This is a genomic window from Burkholderia reimsis, assembly GCF_003294055.1.
GTDB classification, from domain to species: domain Bacteria; phylum Pseudomonadota; class Gammaproteobacteria; order Burkholderiales; family Burkholderiaceae; genus Burkholderia; species Burkholderia cepacia.
Map to the genome: position 1 here is coordinate 109,732 of NZ_QMFZ01000014.1, position 20,591 is coordinate 130,322.

Annotated in this window: 15 protein-coding genes; 3 read left to right on the forward strand and 12 right to left on the reverse strand. The window is 65.5% G+C overall.

Annotated elements, in window-relative coordinates; all coding sequences use genetic code 11:
• Window positions 1-329: 329 nt before the first annotated feature.
• The 10 genes from DPV79_RS18060 to DPV79_RS18100 form a co-directional block, all read right to left on the reverse strand.
• Entirely contained in the window at window positions 330-701 is a 372-nt protein-coding gene (locus DPV79_RS18060; protein ID WP_113046084.1) for a hypothetical protein, read from the reverse strand.
• Window positions 702-1,544: 843 nt separating this feature from the next.
• Entirely contained in the window at window positions 1,545-2,129 is a 585-nt protein-coding gene (locus DPV79_RS42135; RefSeq protein WP_133295682.1) for a hypothetical protein, read from the reverse strand.
• Entirely contained in the window at window positions 2,101-4,638 is a 2,538-nt protein-coding gene (locus DPV79_RS18065) for a cell wall hydrolase (RefSeq protein ID WP_113046085.1), read from the reverse strand. The genes DPV79_RS42135 and DPV79_RS18065 overlap by 29 nt, the downstream gene beginning before the upstream one ends.
• Window positions 4,639-4,652: 14 nt before the next feature.
• Window positions 4,653-6,740, reverse strand: a complete 2,088-nt coding sequence (locus DPV79_RS18070) for a type VI secretion system Vgr family protein (RefSeq protein ID WP_113046086.1) — start codon at window positions 6,738-6,740, stop codon at window positions 4,653-4,655.
• Window positions 6,741-7,014: 274 nt separating this feature from the next.
• Window positions 7,015-8,709 (reverse strand): cation acetate symporter, encoded by a 1,695-nt coding sequence (locus DPV79_RS18075; RefSeq protein ID WP_059586570.1) that lies wholly within the window; start codon window positions 8,707-8,709, stop codon window positions 7,015-7,017.
• A gap of 11 nt (window positions 8,710-8,720) precedes the next feature.
• Entirely contained in the window at window positions 8,721-9,026 is a 306-nt protein-coding gene (locus tag DPV79_RS18080; protein WP_021157047.1) for a DUF485 domain-containing protein, read from the reverse strand.
• A 240-nt stretch (window positions 9,027-9,266) separates the two neighbouring features.
• Window positions 9,267-10,472, reverse strand: coding sequence for a CaiB/BaiF CoA transferase family protein (locus DPV79_RS18085; protein ID WP_113046087.1), 1,206 nt, complete (start codon window positions 10,470-10,472; stop codon window positions 9,267-9,269).
• A 30-nt stretch (window positions 10,473-10,502) separates the two neighbouring features.
• The gene (locus DPV79_RS18090) at window positions 10,503-11,639 is read right to left on the reverse strand and encodes an acyl-CoA dehydrogenase family protein (protein WP_060343235.1); all 1,137 of its coding nucleotides are present in this window, start codon (window positions 11,637-11,639) and stop codon (window positions 10,503-10,505) included.
• 14 nt (window positions 11,640-11,653) lie between these two features.
• Window positions 11,654-12,862, reverse strand: a complete 1,209-nt coding sequence (locus tag DPV79_RS18095) for an acyl-CoA dehydrogenase family protein (protein WP_113046088.1) — start codon at window positions 12,860-12,862, stop codon at window positions 11,654-11,656.
• A 29-nt stretch (window positions 12,863-12,891) separates the two neighbouring features.
• On the reverse strand, window positions 12,892-15,024 hold the full coding sequence (locus tag DPV79_RS18100) for a 3-hydroxyacyl-CoA dehydrogenase NAD-binding domain-containing protein (RefSeq protein WP_113046103.1): 2,133 nt from the start codon (window positions 15,022-15,024) through the stop codon (window positions 12,892-12,894).
• 249 nt (window positions 15,025-15,273) lie between these two features.
• Here DPV79_RS18100 and DPV79_RS18105 point away from each other — a divergent pair, with 249 nt between their 5' ends.
• The 3 genes from DPV79_RS18105 to DPV79_RS18115 all read left to right on the forward strand — a co-directional run bounded on the left by DPV79_RS18105 (window position 15,274) and on the right by DPV79_RS18115 (window position 18,787).
• Complete coding sequence (locus tag DPV79_RS18105; RefSeq protein ID WP_113046089.1) at window positions 15,274-16,236, forward strand: LysR family transcriptional regulator; 963 nt, start codon at window positions 15,274-15,276, stop codon at window positions 16,234-16,236.
• A gap of 71 nt (window positions 16,237-16,307) precedes the next feature.
• Window positions 16,308-18,185, forward strand: coding sequence for a gamma-glutamyltransferase (ggt, locus tag DPV79_RS18110; protein ID WP_059621161.1), 1,878 nt, complete (start codon window positions 16,308-16,310; stop codon window positions 18,183-18,185).
• A 5-nt stretch (window positions 18,186-18,190) separates the two neighbouring features.
• Window positions 18,191-18,787 carry a hypothetical protein gene (locus DPV79_RS18115; protein WP_059856938.1) on the forward strand — a complete coding sequence of 199 codons (597 nt, stop codon included), beginning with the start codon at window positions 18,191-18,193 and terminating at the stop codon, window positions 18,785-18,787.
• 17 nt (window positions 18,788-18,804) lie between these two features.
• Here the strand turns inward: DPV79_RS18115 and DPV79_RS18120 are convergent, their stop codons facing one another.
• Entirely contained in the window at window positions 18,805-19,770 is a 966-nt protein-coding gene (locus DPV79_RS18120) for an ABC transporter permease subunit (protein ID WP_113046090.1), read from the reverse strand.
• Window positions 19,770-20,567 carry a taurine ABC transporter ATP-binding protein gene (locus DPV79_RS18125; protein ID WP_113046091.1) on the reverse strand — a complete coding sequence of 266 codons (798 nt, stop codon included), beginning with the start codon at window positions 20,565-20,567 and terminating at the stop codon, window positions 19,770-19,772. Before DPV79_RS18125 ends, DPV79_RS18120 begins: the two co-directional genes overlap by 1 nt.
• Between the last annotated feature and the right edge of the window lie 24 nt (window positions 20,568-20,591).

A 20,591-nucleotide genomic window follows, 5' to 3' on the forward strand; every position in this document is an offset into this window, starting at 1 on the left:
GACCGTTTCTCACATGCACGATCCACATAGGTCCGAGAGCAGTTCCCCATCCGCATGCATCCTTCGTGGTGAATAGAAATGCTTTTCCCTTGTCATCCAAATTGATGGGCTCACCTATTAAGCGGCAACCTAAAGATTTGTATACAGAAAATGATCTATGAGCAGCAACTTCCTTCGTCAGATCATGATTTTGATTTGTCAGCCCGTCATCCTCCACAGTGTGATAAACCTCTCTCGCAGTCACTGCGGAAGCATAAAATATAACGACGACAAGCACACCCCATCTCACAAGGACAGTCACGACTTACTCCACGATGTCTTTACATATATTATCCAAGAACAAGTGAGCTTATTGCCGATCGGATATTCCAGGGTGTGACGTGACTTGTCAGGACAAAGCCGATACTGAAGGCCACCGAGGTGGATTCTGCAGTCGTCGGCACATTGGCCACCCCGGGGGAGGTCGGGTAGTCGCGATTGACCCGGTAGGCGACCACTTCGCCTTTGGTCGTGCCGCCGATGCCCTCGTCGAGGGACAGCAGGTTGGCCATCGCCGACTCATAGTGAATGCCGCTATGTACGCCCGACGGTCCGAACACGGAATAGCCACCGCTGGCCATACCGAGCGCGCTGTAGTAGACATCGGCGTCGACCACGTCCTTTCCGGCCTTGTCCTTGAAGGGGTATTTGAAGTTAGCCATAAATGTCCGTGTGCTGAGGCGTCGCCCGAGAAGGTCAGGCAAAAGACGTCATCTGGCGGATCACCGAACACCGAGTCGCCGGATAGCGAAATCGCGTGTCCCGCACCCTTACGATCCTGGACCATCGGGCCCTTTATAGGCCCGCTGTCGGCGCATGGCTTCGCCCTTCAACGGGCACCCATCCATGTCCTTTAGCAAGTACACGTTGAGCTTGCCCGTTAACGTGGCCAGGGTAAATGTGTTATTCGCCAAGGGAAAATTGCCATTACGGCAGCTACCGTCGTCAGTCGGTGTTGCATTTACCTGCAAGACTGCCGAGCTTGCCAACAGCAAGGCCAATTGTCGCCATCTCTTCATCTCGCGCTCCAACGGGCGGGTTGGACATCTGCAAAGCAGATGTCAGGGGCTGCGGGTTGATCGGGCCTCAGTGATTGCATTCGCAGTGAAATTTCTCTGCAAGTCGCACTCATGCAGCACCACTACCAATTTCAATTTTCGGCATCTCGCTTAAATATAAATTTTGGGATTTCTTAAATTTCCAAAATCGTCTGAAACGCAAGAAAACGCCACCTTCCGAATTTTACTCAAAGCCCCCTCAACCTCAACCCTCATTTAGCGACACAACATGGCATTGACACTGGCCAAACAAAAATAGGTTTTATTCGTCGAGATGCCCCCTAACCTCGACATGCGCATTCCAATCAATGCGTCGATATTTATTAATAAAATCCATCGCCCCATCGAATTCCTCTTCTCAGTCAATACAATGACCTGAGCTTCCCATGAAATTCGCTTTCCACGAGGTCGCGGACAAACTCAACGAATGCTTGGTGCGCAAGTCATTTACCGCGCCAGCCTACCTTTCAGTATGGGTACCTGTCGGCGAATCGTCCTGACGTTCCCAACACGATCGGTATAAGTAATCACAAATCGGTGATCTTGGACCGCAGCCTCTTTAATGGCGACAAAAGCATCCGACCCTTTGGGTATATCCAACGCAACCTCCCCAACAACTAGAGATTGCTTTGAGAACATGGCGTACATAGGAAGAGGATTTCGTTTGCTGAGCAAAACAACGCCACGCTCCACGTCATAGGCTTCGACGAAGGGGAACGGACCACCCAGCCCGCTCCTCTCGCTATAGAAGTAGGTTGCCGAACACTGTGTTCCACAAGGAAATTCAATAACAAAAACCCCTGAAGTCATCAATATGCTCGTTGGCGCACCAGGGTAATCGATGACCTTCCTCTCACCGGCGGCTCCGGACGCATAGATTCCGCAATTCACACCACTATCAGATTCGTCGCATCGCGCCTTGATTTGAACAGAACTATCATGAAAGTTCGTTGATTCATCCAGCGCGACAGCTAAAGCACCGTCCACAATCGCGACAAGACAACTACATACGATAAAACTGATAATCCTCATCGCTAACACCCTCCGGATTTTTAACTCGTTTACCCGGCACAGCAAATGGAGGCGTGTTCGGATATAGGGTCGGATTTTTGGCATGCAATTGCGCTTGAGCCCGTGGGCTATAGTAGTGAGTCGCTCCAGGGAACACATTCTCCTCCTCTCGCGCCAACATTACCTTCAAGGCTGCCGTCTTGCAGTCCTTCCAAGGATCACCTTGGGGATTGTGAATCGCTTTGTACCCGTCGGGATCAACTCGTTCGCTCCAGCACGTGAATTGGAGTCGTGCAGTCACAACATCCTTGTATGTATCTCCCCACGTCCCACGCTCCAATCGATTTCGGATAATCCACGCAACAGCGACCTTGGACTCAAAATTCTGCCCGCGCGCCTCCCCATACAGTGTCCGCGCTATGTACATCCATTCATCAAAGTCTGGCCAATTGAAGATTGCGACGAGGGATATGGGGTGGACATGAAAGACGGAGGGGTCTACAGGGAAGTCTTTAACCTTGCCGGCGACGTTTTCCCACCATACAAGTAGCACAATTCGCGCTTTCTCCGCCTCCCAAACCATCTTCGATGACGGGGGAATCAACGCATCGTAGGCATCCCACGCCTTCTTGTCTGCCTTCCATTCACTCGGATAGCGCAGGATCACACGCGACAGTTGGCGGATGGTGTCACGATCGCGCTGCGCTGCCTTCACTTCGGCCAAGGTGAGCTGACCGTCGTGATTGGAATCGAGCAGCGCTCGCACTTCGCGCAGCGGCACGTCGAGGTCGGCGTCCTTCAATCCCAATCGCCCGCGCTGAAACTCCTCCATCTGCTTGAAGTCGGCAAAATAGCTGCCGTAGGCGGCCGTGGTTGGCTTGGACTCAATCAGTTTGAAGTCCACCCACTCATGCGGCGAGTGCCGGGAAACGCCTGCATGGCCCACTTCGCCTACCCAGCCGATGGCGGTGGTGCCACCGGTTTTCAGTTGCACCTGCCACCATGCGTTACCCGCTTCATCCAGGGCAAACACCTTGGGCAGCTCGGTGGGGATTTGTTTGTCCGGTCTCGATTGCTGCAACATGAGCCGCGACACGTGCTGCGGCTGCGCACCATTCTTGGGGCCGTTGGCTGCGAACGTCAGCGGAAAACTTTCCCACCCTTGCGCCAAGTCCGCTGTCAACAACTTGCCTCCTTGGACACTGACCAGCGCAGTGTATGCATCTTTGGTGATCCAGACCGGTGTTTGGCTGGCAGCCCCGACGAAAACCCCGCGGAAGCGCGTGGCTCCAGGTTGACCGACCGTCCCCTGCCGAGGCACGCGGACGATATCCGCCGCCGTGTACACGGCCCCATCGTTGAGACGGAACAGATTGGCCTCCTTGGCACCAGTCGGCAACTTGGCTTTGCGGTCGATCCACTGCATACCCCCCGTTGGCTTGACTTTGACGTACAGGGCATCGTCAGGCGGCGTACCGTCCAAGGCGACAATGGTATTCACCGGCAGCAAACCGGCCTGCGGCGGCGCGAGTACCGGGTTATGCAATTGGGTATCCGGCGCCACCCGCAGCAGCGTTTTCTGCTGAGGCGTGGCCTTTGCCGCAGCAGCACGACTCTTTTCCAGAAATGCGCGCAGTTCCGGGCCGACGATGATCTCGTGATGCATCAGCTTGCGGCCCTGCTGCGGATCCTGTACTCGCCGATACTCACCCATGTGGCCCAACAGTTCGCCAGCTTTGACCGCCGGCGGGCTCACTGGCGTAACCACGACATCAAAGTCCTCCGGCGCCTGGCCTAGTGCTTCCAGCCAGCTCGTCGAGACCCATCCGTTATGCGCGGCGGCTGGCACCTCCGTCTGCGCAGTCGATGGCGGCACGATCGCTTTCTCGATCACGCGCTTGATCTTGACCCACTGTTTGTCGCGCTGGAGCACCGTGAAGCGAGCACCGTGTGGCAGGTAACCAAGGACGGGGGAGTCTTTGGCAAACGAAGGTTTCGCGCGCACGCTCAGCCCGATGACTGGCTGATCGGTGGCCCCTTTCGGTACAGTTTGTTTTTCTTTGGCGGTTTCCTTGACACGACAGATCTTGGCCGGCCAGTACGCGGGACGCTTGACCACACTCCCCATGCGTTCGTAATCGCCAAACGAGCGCAAGTGCATTGCCAAGCAGAAGTACGTGAGCTTATTGCCGGTCGGGTATTCCAACGTGTGCCGAGTCAGGACAAACCCGGTACTAAAGGCGGCCGAGGTGGATTCGGCGGTCGTCGGCACATTGGCCGCCCCGGCGGAGGTGGGGTATTCGCGATTGATCCGATAGGCGACCACTTCGCCTTTGGTCATGGCGCCAATGCCCTCGTCGAGGGACAGCAGGTTGGCCATCGCCGACTCATAGTGAATGCCACTATGTACGCCCGACGGTCCGAACACGTAATAACCGCCGCTGGCCATACCGAGCGCGCTGTAGTAGACATCGGCGTCGACCACGTCCTTTCCGGCCTTGTCCTTGAAGGGGTATTTGAAGTTAGCCATAAATGTCCGTGTGCTTAGGCATCGCCCGAGAAGGTCAGGTAGAAAGCGTCATCCGGCGAATCACCGAATACCGAGTCGCCAGATAGTGGAAGCACATTCCCTGCACCCTTACGATCCTGGACCATTGGGCCCTTCACGCGGATGGCGACGGCTTCGATCTCCACGCCGCAATCGTCCAGCGTAATCGTGCCGCCGGGGCCGCGCAGGCGGATGACCTCACCAGCTTGCAACTCGACGACCTTGGTGCGATACCGGATAGCCTGCCCCGCCTCCAGCTCGGCATGGCCTGCCACGCGCTGTTTCAGATGCCCGCCAATATCGACCGTGTGGTTGGCTGCGGTCTTGTCGCGACGATGGTTGCCGACTTCCTCCGTGCGGTCCTTGGCCGTCGTAATGGTGTGGTTGCGACCAATGCTCAGGAAGTCGTCCTGCCCGATGTCGTGGCGTCGGTCCTGGCCGATGGTGACCTGCTCATCGTGACCCACGGTTTCGGTACGATCGTTGCCGATGGCAATCGTTTCGTCGTGTTCCACCTGCTCGCTGCGGTCATGCCCGACGAAGATGGTTTCGTCGTGGTTGACGTGGATGTTCTGGTCCTTCTGCGCGTGGACGTAGATTTCCTCTTGATCCTTCTCGTCCTCGAAGCGCAGTTCGTTGAAGCCGTCTCCCTTGTGCGTCTGGCTCTTGATCGTCATCCGCGTCTTGTGCCGCGGCAGTTCGTACGGCGGCAACTGCAGCCGGTTGTATGCCCGCCCGATGATGAGAGGCTGGTCCGGATCGCCATCCAGGTTGACCACGATCACTTCCTGCCCGATACGCGGGATCGCCATGTGGCCCCACGTCGCGCCGGCCCAGTTCTGCGCGACCTGGATCCAGCACGAGCTGTGCTCGTCGTACTTGCCTTCGCGATCCCACGGGAACTGCACCTTTACCCGGCCGTACGCGTCGGTGTAGATCTCTTCGCCTTCGGGGCCGACCACGGTCGCCGGCTGCGGGCCGTCGATGCGCGGGCGCGGCAGCGGCTCGGCGCGCCATTCCGCGTCGTCGGGCACCAGCACCGCTTCGTAGCGGTAGTGCGTGCCTTGCTGCGCGTCAGCACCCTCCTCCGCCTGGCTGGTGTATTGCACGCCGTGATGGACGATGCTGACCGGACGCCAGCCGCGGTTCATGTCCTCACGCGGGTGGCCAATCAAGTCGAACGCGGTGCCCGGCTGCAGGCGTGCATCATCGCCGTTCACCCGCGCGATACGCGCATCGCGACGGTGACCACGCAGGCGGTCCTGCGTAAAGGCCTTGCCGCTGAATTCGTGCTTGTAGCGGCCCGGATAGTCGTAGCGCGCGTAGCCGCGGCCCTGATGATCGAGGTCGGTGCCCTCGCGCGGGTACTCGTGCGGAAAGCGCGGGCTCTTGAAGGTGTAATCGCGCTGCACCTGTCGCGCGGTGCGTACGTTCTCGGTATAGGCGAAGGTGCGCAGGCATGGCTGCGGCTGGTCGCCGCCCGGTGTCGGGTTATACAGCACCGGCTCGCCCTGCTGCCGGCCGAAGATAAACAGCCGATCGCAGTGGATCAACCGATGACCGTCGGCCTTGTGCTGGAAGGCGTAGAAGAAGCCTTCCTCGCGCAGGATGCGCTCGATGAAGTCGTAGTCGGTGTCGCCCGCCTGCACACAGTATTCGCGCGCCAGATGCTCGTTGGTGACACGCTGCTCGTAGTCCAGCGTCTGGTTGTGCGCCTTGAGCACGGCCGTAGCGATCTCGGGTACGCTCAGCGTCTGGAAGATGCGCCAATCAGAGGACAGCTTCAGTCGTGCCAAACGCGGCTCGACCACGGCGGAATAGCGAGTGCGTCGAAAGCCCGTGTCACGCTGCACGAACGATGAGATGGCGCCATGCACGTAACGCACGGGCAAACCGCCCTGCCAGATCGTGAGCAGGCCGTTGTGATCGAGCACTTGGCCGAAGTCGATGGCGGGATTCGTGCTGGCGAGTTCCACCTGCAACAGGAAGGTCTCGGACAGGCCCTCGTGCAGGGTGAACTCGACGACCTCGAACGATTCGATGCCGGCGGTGAAGGTAAAGCGCAGGTCGGATTGGATAGCCATAGTTAAGCTGCTCGCTGAACGCCCAGCGGCAACGATTAACTATTGCGAGATCCCCGTCTATTGGACGAATCCGAAAGTTGCGCTTTTTCCGCGACTTGGCCTCCACCATATTCGTGAGTTGCCCTGGTCCTATCCGCGATCGAGCCAGACTTGCCCCGGCCACCTTGTCGCAAATTCCGTCTCTACTGGCGATTACCTCTGCGCCTCGCCCCCCAAAAAAAGCGAAACCCCGAGAGATCTCGATCCTCGGGGTTTCACCACCCACAATCACGGATCAGTGCTGCACCGCCTCGCCCGCCAGCAGGCCCGTCTGCGCGTAGAACTCCTGCTGCGCGAACGCGTCGCGCTCGCGCCGCGCACGCTCGCCGCGATCCACAAGCGAACCGACGACGATCCCGACAAACGCGAGCGGCACCGACACGAGCGCCGGGTTGTCGAGGAACACCGGCGCGTGCGCGTGATGCAGCACGTCGACCCACACCGACTTCGACAGCACCGTGAGCGTGACCGCCGAAACGAGGCCGAGGCCGCCGCCGAGCACCGCGCCGCGCGTCGTCATCCCGCGCCAGAAGATCGACATCGCGAGCACCGGGAAATTCGCGCTCGCGGCCACCGCCGCGACGAGGCCGACCATGAACGCGACATTCACGTGCTCGAACAGGATCGACAGCCCGATCGCGACCGCCGACAACGCAATCGTCGCCGCGCGCGAGATACGCATCTCGAGGCGCTCGTCGGGCTTGCCGCGCGCCCACATCTGCGCGTAAAGATCATGCGAGATCGTCGTCGCGCCGGCGAGCGTGAGGCCCGCGACCACCGCGAGGATCGTCGCGAACGTGACCGCCGCGATGAACCCGTAGAACCAGTTCCCGCCGACCGCCTGCGCGAGCTTCACCGCGACCATGTTCGAGCCGCCGAGCAGGTCGTGCGTGAGATTGAACGAACCGTCGGCGCCCAGCTTGAAGAATTCCGGATGCTGCGCGAGCAGCACGATCGCCGAGAAGCCGATCACGAAGGTCAGCAGGTAGAAGTAGCCGATGAAGCCGGTCGCATAGAGCACCGACTTGCGCGCCTCCTTCGCGTTCGGCACCGTGAAGAAGCGCATCAGGATGTGCGGGAAGCCGGCCGTGCCGAACATCAGCGCGATGCCGAGCGACAGCGCGTTGGCCGGATCGCGGATCAGCTTGCCGGGGCCCATGATCGACAGCGCGCCCGGATGCACGGCCACCGCGCGGCGGAACATCTCGTCGACGCTGAAGCCGAATTCGGCGAGCGCGAGCACGACGAGCAATGTCGCGCCGCACAGCAGCAGCACGGCCTTGATCACCTGCACCCAGGTGGTCGCGGTCATCCCGCCGAAGAACACGTAGACAACCATCAGCACGCCGACGATCAGCTCGGCCGTCCCGTACGACAGCCCGAACAGCAGCTGGATCAGCTTGCCCGCGCCGACCATCTGCACGACGAGGTACAGCACGACGATGGTCAGCGAATTCGCGGACGTCAGCAGCCGGATCGGCCGCTGTGCGAAGCGGTACGCAACGACGTCGACGAACGTGAACTTGCCGAGATTGCGCAGCGGTTCGGCGATCAGGAACATCACGAACGGCCAGCCGACGAGAAAGCCGATCGAGTAGATAAGCCCGTCGAAGCCGAACATGAACACCATCCCCGACAGCCCGAGGAACGACGCGGCCGACATGTAGTCGCCCGCGATCGCGAGCCCGTTCTGCAGCCCGGTGATGCCGCCGCCGGCCGTGTAGAAGTCGCGCGTCGAGCGCGTGCGGCGCGCGGCCCAGCGCGTGAGCGCGAGCGTCGCGAACACGAACGCGAAGAACATCCCGATCGCGACCGGGTTCAGTTCGACCTTGTCGGGCATCGGGCCCGCGACCGATACCGCATGCGCGGCAGACGAAACGAGGGCCGCGGGAACGGCAAGCGCGCGGAGCGCGATCGAGGTACGTCGCATGTCGGCCTCCTTCACGAACGCTGCAGGAGCGCGTCGACGCGGCGGTCGAACGCACGGTTCGCGCGCAGCACGTAACACGCGGTCAACCCGATCGCGACCAGGATGATCGCGACGCCCGCGGCGATCCCGACCGTCGTCGTCGCGCCGCGATACAGCGGCGCCGCGAGCACGTGCGGCGCGAGCGCGACGAGCAGGATGAAGCCGTAGTACGTGGCGATCATCAGTGCCGTCAGCGTGAAGCTGAAACGGCGCCGTGCACGCACGAGCTGCTGGTAGTCGCGGCGCGCCGTGACCGATTCGATGAAGGAAAGCTCCATGGTGTCTCCTGTCGACCCGAGTTAGCGCTTCAGCGCTTACTCGGGTCCCATGCTTCGCGGTCGACCCGAGTTAGCGCTTTAGCGCTTACTCGGGTCCCATGCTTCGCGGTCGACCTGAGTTGGCGCTTCAGCGCCTACTCAGGCCCCCGCAGGGCAAACCAACTCGTCATTGCGAGGGTGTTGTGTGGAATGGTCGGCGCGCGTCGACTACCCCGCCCGCGCCGTGGCGGAAAAAGCGATCTACACGACGCGATCCGCGCGCAGCCGCGCGACCTCGTCGGCCGACATCCCGAGCCAGCCGCCGAGCACGTCGTCCGTATCGGCGCCGAGCACCGGCGGCGCGCCGCGTACCGGCAGCCGCGCGCCGTCGAACCGGTACGGCGGCGCCAGCACGTCGACGCCGCCCGCGACCGGATGCGGCTGCCGCGTCACGAGCCCCGCGTTCGTCGCGCGTTCCGACGTCAGCGCTTCGTGCAGCCCGAGCACTTCGCCGCACGGAATGCCCGCGTCGGCCAGCGCCGCGAGCAAAGTCGCGCGTGAACGGCGCGCGAGTTCGCGACGAATCTCGGGCAGCAGGTCGGCGCGGCTCTCCGAGCGGCCGAGGTTGGTCTTGTAGCGTTCGTCCGCGGCGAGGTCGGGCCGCTCGATCGCGTCGCAAAAGCGCGCGAACTGCGGGTTGTTGCCGACCGTGATCACGAGCGGGCCGTCGGCCGCGTCGAACACGCCGTACGGCACGATCGACGGATGCGCGTTGCCATAGCGTGGCGGGTCCTCGCCCATCAGCAGCGCGTCGAGCCCGTAGTACGCGGTGATCATCAGCCCGCAGTCGAACAGCGCCATCTCGATGCGCCGCCCGCGCCCCGTCGCATGACGTTCGTACAGCGCCGCGAGGATCGCCTGCGCCGAATACATGCCGGTGAACAGGTCGACCGCCGCGACGCCGAACTTCAGCGGCGGCTGGCCGGCTTCGCCGTTCAGCGCCATCAGCCCGGCCTCGCCCTGCACGACGAGGTCGTAGCCGGGCCGCGCGGCCTCGGCTCCCGAGCGGTCGTAGCCGGAGATCGCGCAATGCACGAGGCGCGGGTTCAGTTCGGCCAGCGCGTCGTAGCCGAGCCCGAGCTTCTCCGCGCCGCCGAACTTGAAGTTGTGAAGCACCACGTCGGCCTGCGCGGCCAGCTCGCGCGCGAGCCGCCGCCCTTCGTCGGTCTGCAGGTCGACGCAGATCGAGCGCTTGCTGCGGTTCACGCTGTTGAAGTAGGTCGTTTCAGTGTCGCCGATCCTCAAGCCCCAGTCGCGCGTGTCATCGCCGCGCGCCGGATGCTCGACCTTGATCACTTCCGCGCCGAAATCGGCGAGCACCATCGCGCACCACGGCCCCGCGAGCACGCGCGAGAAATCGAGCACTTTCACGCCGGCCAGCGGCAAAACGCGCGATTCGTTCGTCATCCTTGTCTCCTCCGTTCGCGTCGTTCGTCTTTACTGTTTCGACAGCGCGATGTAGCGCGCGAGATGGTGATCCTCGTCGCCGAGCTGGTGATCGATCATCACGAGGCGCTTCGCGTAGTGCGACAGCGGCAGCTCCCACGTCATCCCGATCCCGCCGTGCAACTGGATGCTCTCCTCGGCGACGAGCGTGCCGATCCGCCCGATGCTGAATTTCGCCGCGGCCAGCGCGCGTTCGCGCACCACGCGCGGCGCATCGAGCTGCGCGGCCGCGTTGATCACGGCCGAACGCGCCTGCTCGACTTCGAGCAGCAGGTCGGCCATCCGGTGCTGCAGCGCCTGGAAACTGCCGATCGGCAGCCCGAACTGCTTGCGCGTGCGCAGGTACTCGAGCGTGTGCTCCTTCGCAACGTCCATCGCGCCGAGCGCTTCCGCCGACAGCGCGAGCAGCCCGTAGCCGAGCACGCGTTCGAGCAACTCGGCGCCCGCTTCGCCGTCGTGCGCGCCGAGCGCCGCATCGGCCGGCAGCACGACGCGCTCGAAGCGCACTTCGGCCGCACGGCCGCCGTCGATCTTCCGGTAGTCGCGCAGCGACACGCCCGGCGCGTCGGCCGGCACGACGAACAGGCCGATGCCGGCCGCGTCGTCGTCCTGCCCGGACACGCGCGCGCTGACGACGAAGAATGCCGCCTGCGCGGCCTGGTCGACGACACCCTTCGCGCCCGTGAGCACCCAGCCGTCGCCCGAGCGTTCGGCGCGCGTGCGCACGGTCGTCAGTTCGTAGTGCGAGCCCGGCTCGTCATGCGCGAACGCGGCGCTCGCGCTGCCGTCGATCAGCGCGGCGAGCCGCTCGCGATGTGCGTCGCCGCCGGCGAGCGACAGCGCGCGGCCCGCGAGCAGCGCGCCGAGGAACGGCTCGACGACGAGCCCGCGCCCGAGGCATTCGAACACCACGGCGATGTCGAAGCCCGCGCCGCCGAAACCGCCGTCGGCTTCCGCGAACAGCGCGCCGACCGTGCCGAGTTCCGCAAAGCGCTGCCACATCGCGCGATCGAAGCCCTCGGCCGACTGCGCGATGCGATCGCGCACCGGGAACGCATACTGTTCGGTGATGAAGCGGTTCAACGTGTCCGCCAGCATCCGGCGGTCTTCAGTGTGCTGGAAATCCATCGTCGCGCTCCTCGTTACAGCCCGAGCATCATCTTCGCGATGATGTTCTTCTGGATCTCGTTCGAGCCGCCGAAGATCGACAGCTTCCGGTTGTTGAAATACTGCTGCGCGGCGCTCGCGGCTTCGTCCGGGCCGACCGGCTCGCCGTCGTAGTCGGCATCGAGCGCCTCGTCGACGAACGGCTGTGCATACGGCCCCATCGCGCGCCGCATCAGCGCGGTGATCTCCTGGCGGATCTGCGTGCCGCGAATCTTCAGCATCGAGCTTTCCGCGCCCGGCACCCCGCCGCCCGCGACCGCCGCCAGCACGCGCAGGTTGGTCGTGCGCATGTTCTCGAGTTCGATCTCGACACGCGCGACGCGCGCCGCGAAGAACGGATCGTCGGCGAGCGGCCGGCCGTTCTTCGTGACCTTCGCGGCAACCGCGCGCAGCCGGTCGAGCGCGGCCGTCGAAAAACCGATTCCCGCGATGTTGGTGCGCTCGTACGTGAGCAGGTATTTCGCGTAGGTCCAGCCGCGGTTCTCTTCGCCGACGAGGTTCTCCGCCGGCACGCGCACGTCGGTGAAGAACACCTCGTTCACTTCGTGCTCGCCGTCGAGCGTGATGATCGGGCGGACCTCGACGCCCGGCGTGTTCATGTCGATCAGCAGGAAGCTGATGCCTTCCTGCTTGCGCACGTCGGTCGCGGTGCGCACGAGGCAGAAGATCATGTTCGCGTAGTGGCCGAGCGTGGTCCACGTCTTCTGGCCGTTCACGATGTAGTGCTCGCCCTGCGCGTCGCGCCCGCGCACCGCGCTCGTCTTCACCGCCGCGAGATCGGAGCCGGCGCCCGGCTCCGAATAGCCCTGGCACCACCAGTCGGTGCCGTCGAGAATGCGCGGCAGCCAGCGGCGCTTCTGCGCTTCGTCGCCGTACTTGATCAGCACGGGGCCGAGCATGTTCACGCCGAACGGCACGATGCGCGGCGCACCCGCGAGCGCGCACTCGTTGTCGAACAGGAACTTCTGCGCGACGCTCCAGCCGGGGCCGCCGTACTCACGCGGCCAGTGGCTCGCGAGCCAGCCGCGCGCGTTGAGTATCGCGTGCCATTCGCGCATGTCGTCGCGCGTGAGATGCAGGCCGCCCTTCACCTTGCGCGCGATGCGCCCGGGCAGTTCGGCTTGCAGGAAGCGCTGCACTTCCGTGCGGAAGGCTTCCTCTTCGGGAGTGAAATTGAGGTCCATCGTCAGTCCGTGGCGAATGCGGTTGGCGTTCAGTCGAGGCGGTTCAGGCTCGCGAAATCCGCGCCGCGCGCGACGAGATCGACGAGCAGCGGCGACGGCTTCCAGAACAGCGGATCTTCTTTCGCGAACGCGCGGATATCGGCGAGCACGTTCGCGAGGCCGACCGTGTCCGCGTAATGCATCGGGCCGCCGCGATAACGCGGGAAGCCGTAGCCGTACAGGAACACCGCGTCGACGTCGAGCGGGCGCAGCGCGATCTTCTCGTGCACGACGTTCGCGCCTTCGTTGATCATCGCCGCGAGGTAGCGGCGCATGATCTCGTCGTGGGTGAACGTGCGCGGCGCGATGCCCTTCTTCGCGCGCTCTTGCGCGACGATCGCCTCGACTTCCGGGTCCGGCGTGCCGACGCGCGCGCCGTCCGGATACAGGTAGTAGCCGCGCGCCGTCTTCTGGCCGAACCAGCCGCGCTCGCACAGCCGGTCGGAAATCTCCACGTAGCGCGCGCGCGGGTCGCGCGTCGCCGCGCGGCGCTTGCGAGTCGCCCAGCCGATGTCGCCGCCGGCGAGGTCGACGACCTGGAACGGCCCCATCGGGAAGCCGAATTCGCGCACCGCGCGGTCGATCTGGTACGGTGACGCGCCGTCTTCCATCAGGTAGTCGGCCGCCGTGCGATAGACGGCGAGGATCCGGTTGCCGATGAAGCCGTCGCACACGCCGGCGCGCACCGGCGTCTTCTTCAACTGCTTCGCGAGCGCGAACGCGGTCGCGACCACTTCGGCGCTCACGCGCGCCGGCACGACGATCTCGAGCAGCTTCATCACGTTGGCCGGCGAGAAGAAATGCAGGCCGATCACGTCGGCCGGCCGGTCGATGCTCGCGGCGATCTCGTCGATGTCGAGATACGACGTGTTGGTCGCGAGCACCGCACCCGGCTTGCACGCGCGCGCGAGTTCGGCGAACACGGCCTTTTTCACGGCCATGTCCTCGAACACGGCCTCGATCACGACGTCGGCCTGCGCGAGCGCGTCGTACGACGTGCTGCCCTTGAAACGCGCGAGCCGCGCGGCGTGCGCGGCCGGCGTCATCCGCCCTTTCGCGACGAGGCCGTCGTACACCTTCTCGACGTGCGCGCGGCCGCGCGCGAGCGACGCTTCGTCGCGTTCGATCATCGTCACCGGCAGCCCGGCATCGAGCGCCGCGACCGCGATGCCCGCGCCCATCGTGCCGCCGCCGACCACGCCGATCCGCTCGACCGGCCGCGCGCTCGCGCGACGTGCCTCGGGCACCTTCGCCGCTTCACGCTCCGCGAAGAAAGCGTGCACGAGGCCCGCGCGCTGCGGGCTGTCGATGCACTGCAGGAACAGGCTGCGTTCGAGCTTCATCCCCGCGTCGAACGACTGCGTGAGCGCGGCCTCGACCGCGTCGACGATCTTCGCGGGCGAGAACAGGCCACGCGACTTCTTAGGCAATTCCGCGCGCGCCGCGTCGATCGCGGCCTGCGCGGCTGCGCGGTCGGCCAGGCCCTGCGCGTCGCGCGTGCGGCGTATCGGCGCGCCGAGCGACACGAGTTCCTGCGCGTAAGCGAGGCCTTCGGCGAGCGTGTCGTCGCTGTGCGCGACGCGGTCGACGAGGCCGAGCGAGAGCGCTTCGTCCGCGCTCGCGTGGCGGCCCGTCAGCATCAGGTCGAGCGCGGCCTTCGCGCCGATCAGGCGCGGCGCGCGCTGCGTGCCGCCCGCGCCGGGCAGCAGGCCGAGCGTGACTTCGGGCAGCCCGAGCTTCGCGCCGGGCACCGCGAGCCGGTAATGCGCGGCGAGCGCGACTTCGAGGCCGCCGCCGAGCGTCGCGCCATGCAGCGCGACCACGACCGGCTTCGTGCCCGATTCGATCCGCTCGCACACGTCGGGCAGCGACGGCGGCACGGGCGGCTTGCCGAATTCGCGGATATCGGCGCCCGCGATGAAGTTGCGGCCGGCGCCGACGATCAGCACCGCGCGGATCGCGTCGTCGGCCTGCGCGGCGTCGAGCGCGTCGGCAAGGCCGCGCCGCACGTCGGCGGACAGCGCGTTGACGGGCGCGTGGTCGATCGTGACGACGAGCACCTTGTCGCGCCGCTCGCGCGTGACGGTGCCGGCCGGGCCGGTGGGGGAAGCGGGTGAGTTCATCGTGTCTCCTTGACGCGGCGGCAGGCGCGGCGACGCCGGTTCGTGGCTCGCGGCCACGCGAGCGGCGCCGGGGCGCCTGCCCCGGTCCCGCACGAAGCGGGACAAGATCCGGCCGTACGCCGGGCATGACCTGATTCTCGATTGATCGAGATTCATTGACAATTCCCTCCCGCTTTTACAAGCTGTCAAGTCTGACTTGACACTGAATGCTTCCGACCGTTAAACGGGACGGATCAGGAGACGCGACGCATGGACCTGAACACGCTGACGCTGCTCGTTGAGATCCTCGACGCCGGCAATCTCAGCAAGGCCGCGCAGCGGCTCAAGATGAGCCGCGCGAACGTCAGCTACCGGCTGAACCAGCTCGAGCGCTCGATCGGCCAGCAGCTCGTGCGGCGCACGACGCGGCGCATCGAGCCGACCGAAATCGGGCTGAAGCTGTACGAGCACGGGCGGCGCATCCGCAACGAACTGCTCGCCGCGCAGGAGTCGGTGACGACGCTCGGCCAGGATCTGCAGGGCCGCGTGCGGCTGTCGGTGCCGAGCGGCTACGGGCAGATGGTGATGTCCGACTGGCTGCTCGCGTTCAAGCGGCTGCATCCGGGCATCGTGCTCGACGTCGTGTTCGAGAACCGCGTGGAAGACCTGATGCGCGACGAGATCGACATCGCCGTGCGCGTGATGCCCGAGCCGCCGCAGAACCTCGTCGCGCGCGACATGGGCGCGGTGCGCTACGTCGCGTGCGCATCGGCCGCGTTCGCGGCCGAGCACGGGATGCCGGCGAGCCTCGGCGCGTTGTCGGCCTCCCCCGTCGTCACCGCGACGGTGATGGGCCGGCAGCTCAGGATTGCCGCGTATCTCGGCGACGAGCGCCACGAGGTGCTGCTCGAGCCCACGCTGATTTCGGAGAACTTCCTGTTCCTGCGGCAGGCGATCCTCGGCGGGATCGGCGTCGGCATCGTGCCCGACTACGTGGTGCAGGACGACATCCGGCGCGGCACGGTCGTCACGTCGCTCGACGCGTACCGGCTCAGCATCTTCGGCACGCACATGTACATGCTCTACATGCCGAACCGGCACCACACGCGCGCGACGTCGACGTTCATAGAGTTCATCCTCGAACAGGCCGGAAAGACCGGCCGGGGCGGGCCCGGCGCGATGCGTCAGGGTTTCCTGTCGGGTGACAACCCGCCGGCCGCGCGGCGACAATAGCGCGCCGGGGCGGGCAGCCGCGTTGCGCCGGCATCGTCGCCTCCTTCGAATTCACTGCTGCCGAGGGTTCAATGTTCGACCGGATTCGTCCGCATTCGCGCTCCTGGACGCTGCTCGCCGCCGTCGCGCTCGTCGCGTTCAACGCCGGCTGCACGTCCCCGTCCACGCCGCCGTCGGGCGCGGTGGTGCCCGTCGCCGCCGCATCGGGTGCCGCCGTGCCGCTGCCCGGCGTCCATGCGCCCGAGCTGTCGTCCGGCTGGACCGACAAGCCGGGCTGGACCTCGCAGCACTTCATGATCGCGGCCGCGAATCCGCTCGCGACGCAGGCCGGCTACGACATGCTGAAGGCCGGCGGCACCGCGATCGATGCGGCCATCGCGACGCAGATGGTGCTCGCGCTCGTCGAGCCGCAATCGTCGGGAATCGGCGGCGGTGCGTTCCTGCTGTACTTCGACGGCAAGGCGACGCAGGCGTACGACGGCCGCGAGACCGCGCCGGCCGCCGCGACCGACCGCCTGTTCTACGGGCCGACCGGCCAGCCGATGAGCTTCTACGAAGGCGTCGTCGGCGGGCGCTCGGTCGGCACGCCGGGCGTGCTGCGCATGCTCGACGCCGCGCACCGTGCACACGGCAAGCTGCCGTGGCGCCGGCTGTTCCAGCCGGCGATCCGGCTCGCCGAGCACGGCTTCACGATCAGCCCGCGGCTCGCGACGCTGATCGCGAACGACAAGTACCTGAAGAACGACCCGGCTGCGCGTGCGTATTTCTACAACCCGGACGGCACGCCGAAGGCGGCCGGCACGGTGCTGAAGAACCCCGCGCTCGCGACCGTGCTGCGGCAAGTCGCCGACCGCGGCGCGAACGCGTTCTACAGCGGCGCGATCGCGCGCGACATCGTCACGAAGGTGCGCAGGCACCCGACCAACCCGGGCCTGCTGTCGCTCCAGGATCTCGCGCGCTACAAGGCGAAGGTGCGTGCGCCGCTGTGCGCGGATTACCGGCGCTCGGTGGTGTGCGGGATGCCGCCGCCGTCGTCGGGCGGCCTCGCGATCGCGCAGATGCTCGGCATCCTCGAAGCGATGCCCGACTGGCAGCAGATCGGCGCGCAGAAGCCGGTGCGCAACGACGTCGGCTACGAGCCGACGCCGTTCGCCGCGCACCTGTTCAGCGAAGCCGGGCGGCTCGCCTATGCGGACCGCGCGCGTTATGTCGCCGATCCCGATTTCGTGCCGCTGCCGGGCGGCAGCTGGGCGAGCCTCACCGACAAGACCTATCTCGCGCAGCGCGCGCACCTGATCGGCGACAGCAGCATGGGCGTCGCGCAGGCCGGCACGCCGCAGGGCGCGACGCTCGCGATGGCCGACGACCGCAGCCCCGAGTTGCCGTCGACCTCCGACATCGCGATCGTCGACCGCTACGGCCAGGCGCTGTCGATGACGACGAGCATCGAGGATGCGTTCGGTTCGCGGCTGATGGTGCGCGGCTTCATGCTGAACAACCAGCTCACCGATTTCTCGTTCGTGTCGAACGACAACGGCCGGCCGGTCGCGAACCGCGTGCAGCCCGGCAAGCGGCCGCGCTCGGCGATGTCGCCGGAACTCGTGTTCGACAAGAAGACGAAACAGGTGACGATGATCGTCGGCTCGGCCGGCGGCCCCGCGATCATCAATCACGTCGCGAAGACGCTGGTCGGCGTGCTCGACTGGGGAATGACGATGCAGCAGGCGATCGCGCTGCCGAACTTCGGGTCGATGAACGGGCCGACGCAACTCGAACGCGGTCGCGTGTCCGATGCGCTCGCCGACGGGCTGAAGGGCCGCGGGCACGACGTGCGGGTGGTCGAGATGAACTCGGGGCTGCAGGGAATCCAGCGGCTGAACGTGCAGGGTCAGACGGTGTGGTTCGGCGGGGCGGATCCGCGGCGGGAAGGCGTGGCGATGGGGGAATGAGTGCGATGAGCGACAACTTCACCTATCTGGTCGATCCGGTGGTTTCGCTCGCTGAAGCGCCCGCCGAGGCACAGCGCATGATCGCGTGGCTGCAGGCGCGCGGAATCGTCGGCGCGGCGACGCGCGTCGGCGACCTGTATCGCGACTGGGGCACGACCTGGGGGCTCAAGGAGAGCGATCTGACGGCCATCGACCGAACCGGTTACCCACCCGGCCCGCTTTATGCGAACGCCTGCGACGCGCGCGCAAATTTGCCGCCGTCCATCCCGAACTGGCTGGAGGTCGACGTGGAACGCCGCATCTTCGATGCAGGCGGGAACGGCCTCGAGATTTTCTGCCCGGCGTGCAACGCGGAGCAGACCGCGCTCGGCGCCGCATGGGGTGACGCATTTTCCGACTGGTTCGAGGGTGACGATGCGGCTCCGCTCGTATGCGGCGCGTGCGGCCATCGGCAACCCGTCACGCAATGGCGCTACGATCCGCCGTGGGCCTTCGGCCATCTCGGCTTCAACTTCCAGAACTGGCTGCTGAGCGATGCGTTCATCGCCGAATTCACCGCCGCGTACGGCCGGCCGCTGACGGTCGTGCACCAGCACATCTGAGCGCCCTGCGCGCTGCGTCAACCGCGCCCCTTCCACGGCACCACCCGCTGCTCGACCCACCGCATCGCGAGATCGAACAGCCACGCGATCGCGCCGATGAGCAGGATGCCCATCACGACGATGTCGGTGCGCAGGAAGCTCGATGCGTTCAGCACCATCTGCCCGAGCCCGGCCGTCGCGGCGACCATCTCGGCCGCGACGAGCGTCGTCCAGCCGAACCCGATCGCGATCCGCAGCCCGGTGAGGATTTCCGGCAGCGCGGCCGGCAGCACCACGTGGCGCACGATCTGCGCGAAGCTGCCGCCGAGCGAATACGCGGCGTTGATCTGCTCGACGGTTGCCGCACGCACGCCGGCACGCGCGGCCATCGCGATCGGCGCGAAGCACGCGAGGAAGATCACGACGAGCTTCGCGGTTTCGTCGATGCCGAACCAGATCACGACGAGCGGCAGGTACGCGAGCGGCGGCAGCGGCCGGTAGAACTCCAGCAACGGATCGAGCACGCCGCGCGCGATGCGGCTCACGCCCATCAGGATGCCGGCCGGCACGCCGATCGCGGTCGCGAGCGCGAACGCACCGAACACGCGCGCGGCGCTCCACAGCAGATGGTCGGACAACGGCAGGCCGCCCTGGATACGGCCGTGCCACGCATCGACGAACGCGGTCCACACGGCTTCCGGCGCGGGCAGGAACAGCGGCGGCAGCCACTGGCGATGGGTGGCGACCCACCACAGCAGTGCCAGTACCGCGACCGTCGCCGCGCTCAGCCCGGCTGTCTTCCCCTGCCCCGGCAACCGGTAGCGATGCGATGCGCGAGCCGGACGCGCCGCGTGACGCCGTTGCGTCGCGCGTTGATCCTGCCCGGGCTCCGCGGCCGTGCGATCGGCCGCCCAAGAATCCTGCGTGCTCATGCTGTCCTGCCTGTGCAAGGTACTGATCCGACCGCGTCCGACCGACGCGCCCTGTCGCGCGAGTTCGTGCATCACGCCGCCGCCTCGGCGGCCTCGTCGCGATGCAGGTACGCGATCAGCCGTTCGCGCCATGCGATGAAATCCGGTGACGACTTCACCGCGCGCGCATCGCGCGATTCGACGTAGCGGCGCGCGAACGGCAGTTCGAAGGTTTCCGCGATCCGGCCGGGGCCGGGCGTCATCACGACGAGACGCGTCGCGAGGAACAGCGCCTCCTCGACATCATGCGTAATGAAGAACACCGTCTTGCCGGTGCGTGCCCATACGTCGAGCACGAGCGCCTGCATCGTGCCGCGCGTCATCGCGTCGAGCGCGCCCATCGGCTCGTCCATCAGCAGCACGCGCGGGTCGCTCGCGAGCGCGCGCGCGATGCCGACGCGCTGCTGCATCCCGCCCGACAGCTCGTACACGCGCGCATGCGCATGCCTGTCGAGCCCGACGAGCGCGAGCATCTCCCGCGCCCGCGCTGCGCGTTCGGCCTTCGACACGCGTGCGAAGCGCAACCCGAGCGCGACGTTGTCGAGCACGTCGAGCCACGGCAGCAGCGCGTATTTCTGGAACACGACACCACGATCGGCGCCGGGGCCCGTGACCGGCACGCCGTCGACGCGCACGTCGCCGGTCGTCGGCGCGACGAAACCGGCCATACAGTTCAGCAGCGTCGTCTTGCCGCAGCCGGACGCGCCGAGCGCGACGACGAATTCACCGGCCTCGATGCGCAGGTCGACGCGCGCGAGCGCCTGCGTCGTCGGCCGGCCGCGTTCGCCCGGATAGTCGACCGATACCTGACGGACTTCCAGCGTGCTCATGTTCAGGACTCCGCGACGAGTGGG

Bases quoted from the DNA above. Each gene is read 5' to 3' on its own strand.
- DPV79_RS18070 (WP_113046086.1), bottom strand. From the start codon at position 6,740: ATGGCTATCCAATCCGACCTGCGCTTTACCTTCACCGCCGGCATCGAA.
- DPV79_RS18100 (WP_113046103.1), bottom strand. From the start codon at position 15,024: ATGAACTCACCCGCTTCCCCCACCGGCCCGGCCGGCACCGTCACGCGC.
- DPV79_RS18095 (WP_113046088.1), bottom strand. From the start codon at position 12,862: ATGGACCTCAATTTCACTCCCGAAGAGGAAGCCTTCCGCACGGAAGTG.
- DPV79_RS42135 (WP_133295682.1), bottom strand. From the start codon at position 2,129: ATGAGGATTATCAGTTTTATCGTATGTAGTTGTCTTGTCGCGATTGTG.
- DPV79_RS18085 (WP_113046087.1), bottom strand. From the start codon at position 10,472: ATGACGAACGAATCGCGCGTTTTGCCGCTGGCCGGCGTGAAAGTGCTC.
- DPV79_RS18120 (WP_113046090.1), bottom strand. From the start codon at position 19,770: ATGCACGAACTCGCGCGACAGGGCGCGTCGGTCGGACGCGGTCGGATC.
- DPV79_RS18105 (WP_113046089.1), top strand. From the start codon at position 15,274: ATGGACCTGAACACGCTGACGCTGCTCGTTGAGATCCTCGACGCCGGC.
- DPV79_RS18060 (WP_113046084.1), bottom strand. From the start codon at position 701: ATGGCTAACTTCAAATACCCCTTCAAGGACAAGGCCGGAAAGGACGTG.
- DPV79_RS18065 (WP_113046085.1), bottom strand. From the start codon at position 4,638: ATGGCTAACTTCAAATACCCCTTCAAGGACAAGGCCGGAAAGGACGTG.
- DPV79_RS18115 (WP_059856938.1), top strand. From the start codon at position 18,191: ATGAGCGACAACTTCACCTATCTGGTCGATCCGGTGGTTTCGCTCGCT.
- ggt (WP_059621161.1), top strand. From the start codon at position 16,308: ATGTTCGACCGGATTCGTCCGCATTCGCGCTCCTGGACGCTGCTCGCC.
- DPV79_RS18090 (WP_060343235.1), bottom strand. From the start codon at position 11,639: ATGGATTTCCAGCACACTGAAGACCGCCGGATGCTGGCGGACACGTTG.
- DPV79_RS18075 (WP_059586570.1), bottom strand. From the start codon at position 8,709: ATGCGACGTACCTCGATCGCGCTCCGCGCGCTTGCCGTTCCCGCGGCC.
- DPV79_RS18080 (WP_021157047.1), bottom strand. From the start codon at position 9,026: ATGGAGCTTTCCTTCATCGAATCGGTCACGGCGCGCCGCGACTACCAG.
- DPV79_RS18125 (WP_113046091.1), bottom strand. From the start codon at position 20,567: ATGAGCACGCTGGAAGTCCGTCAGGTATCGGTCGACTATCCGGGCGAA.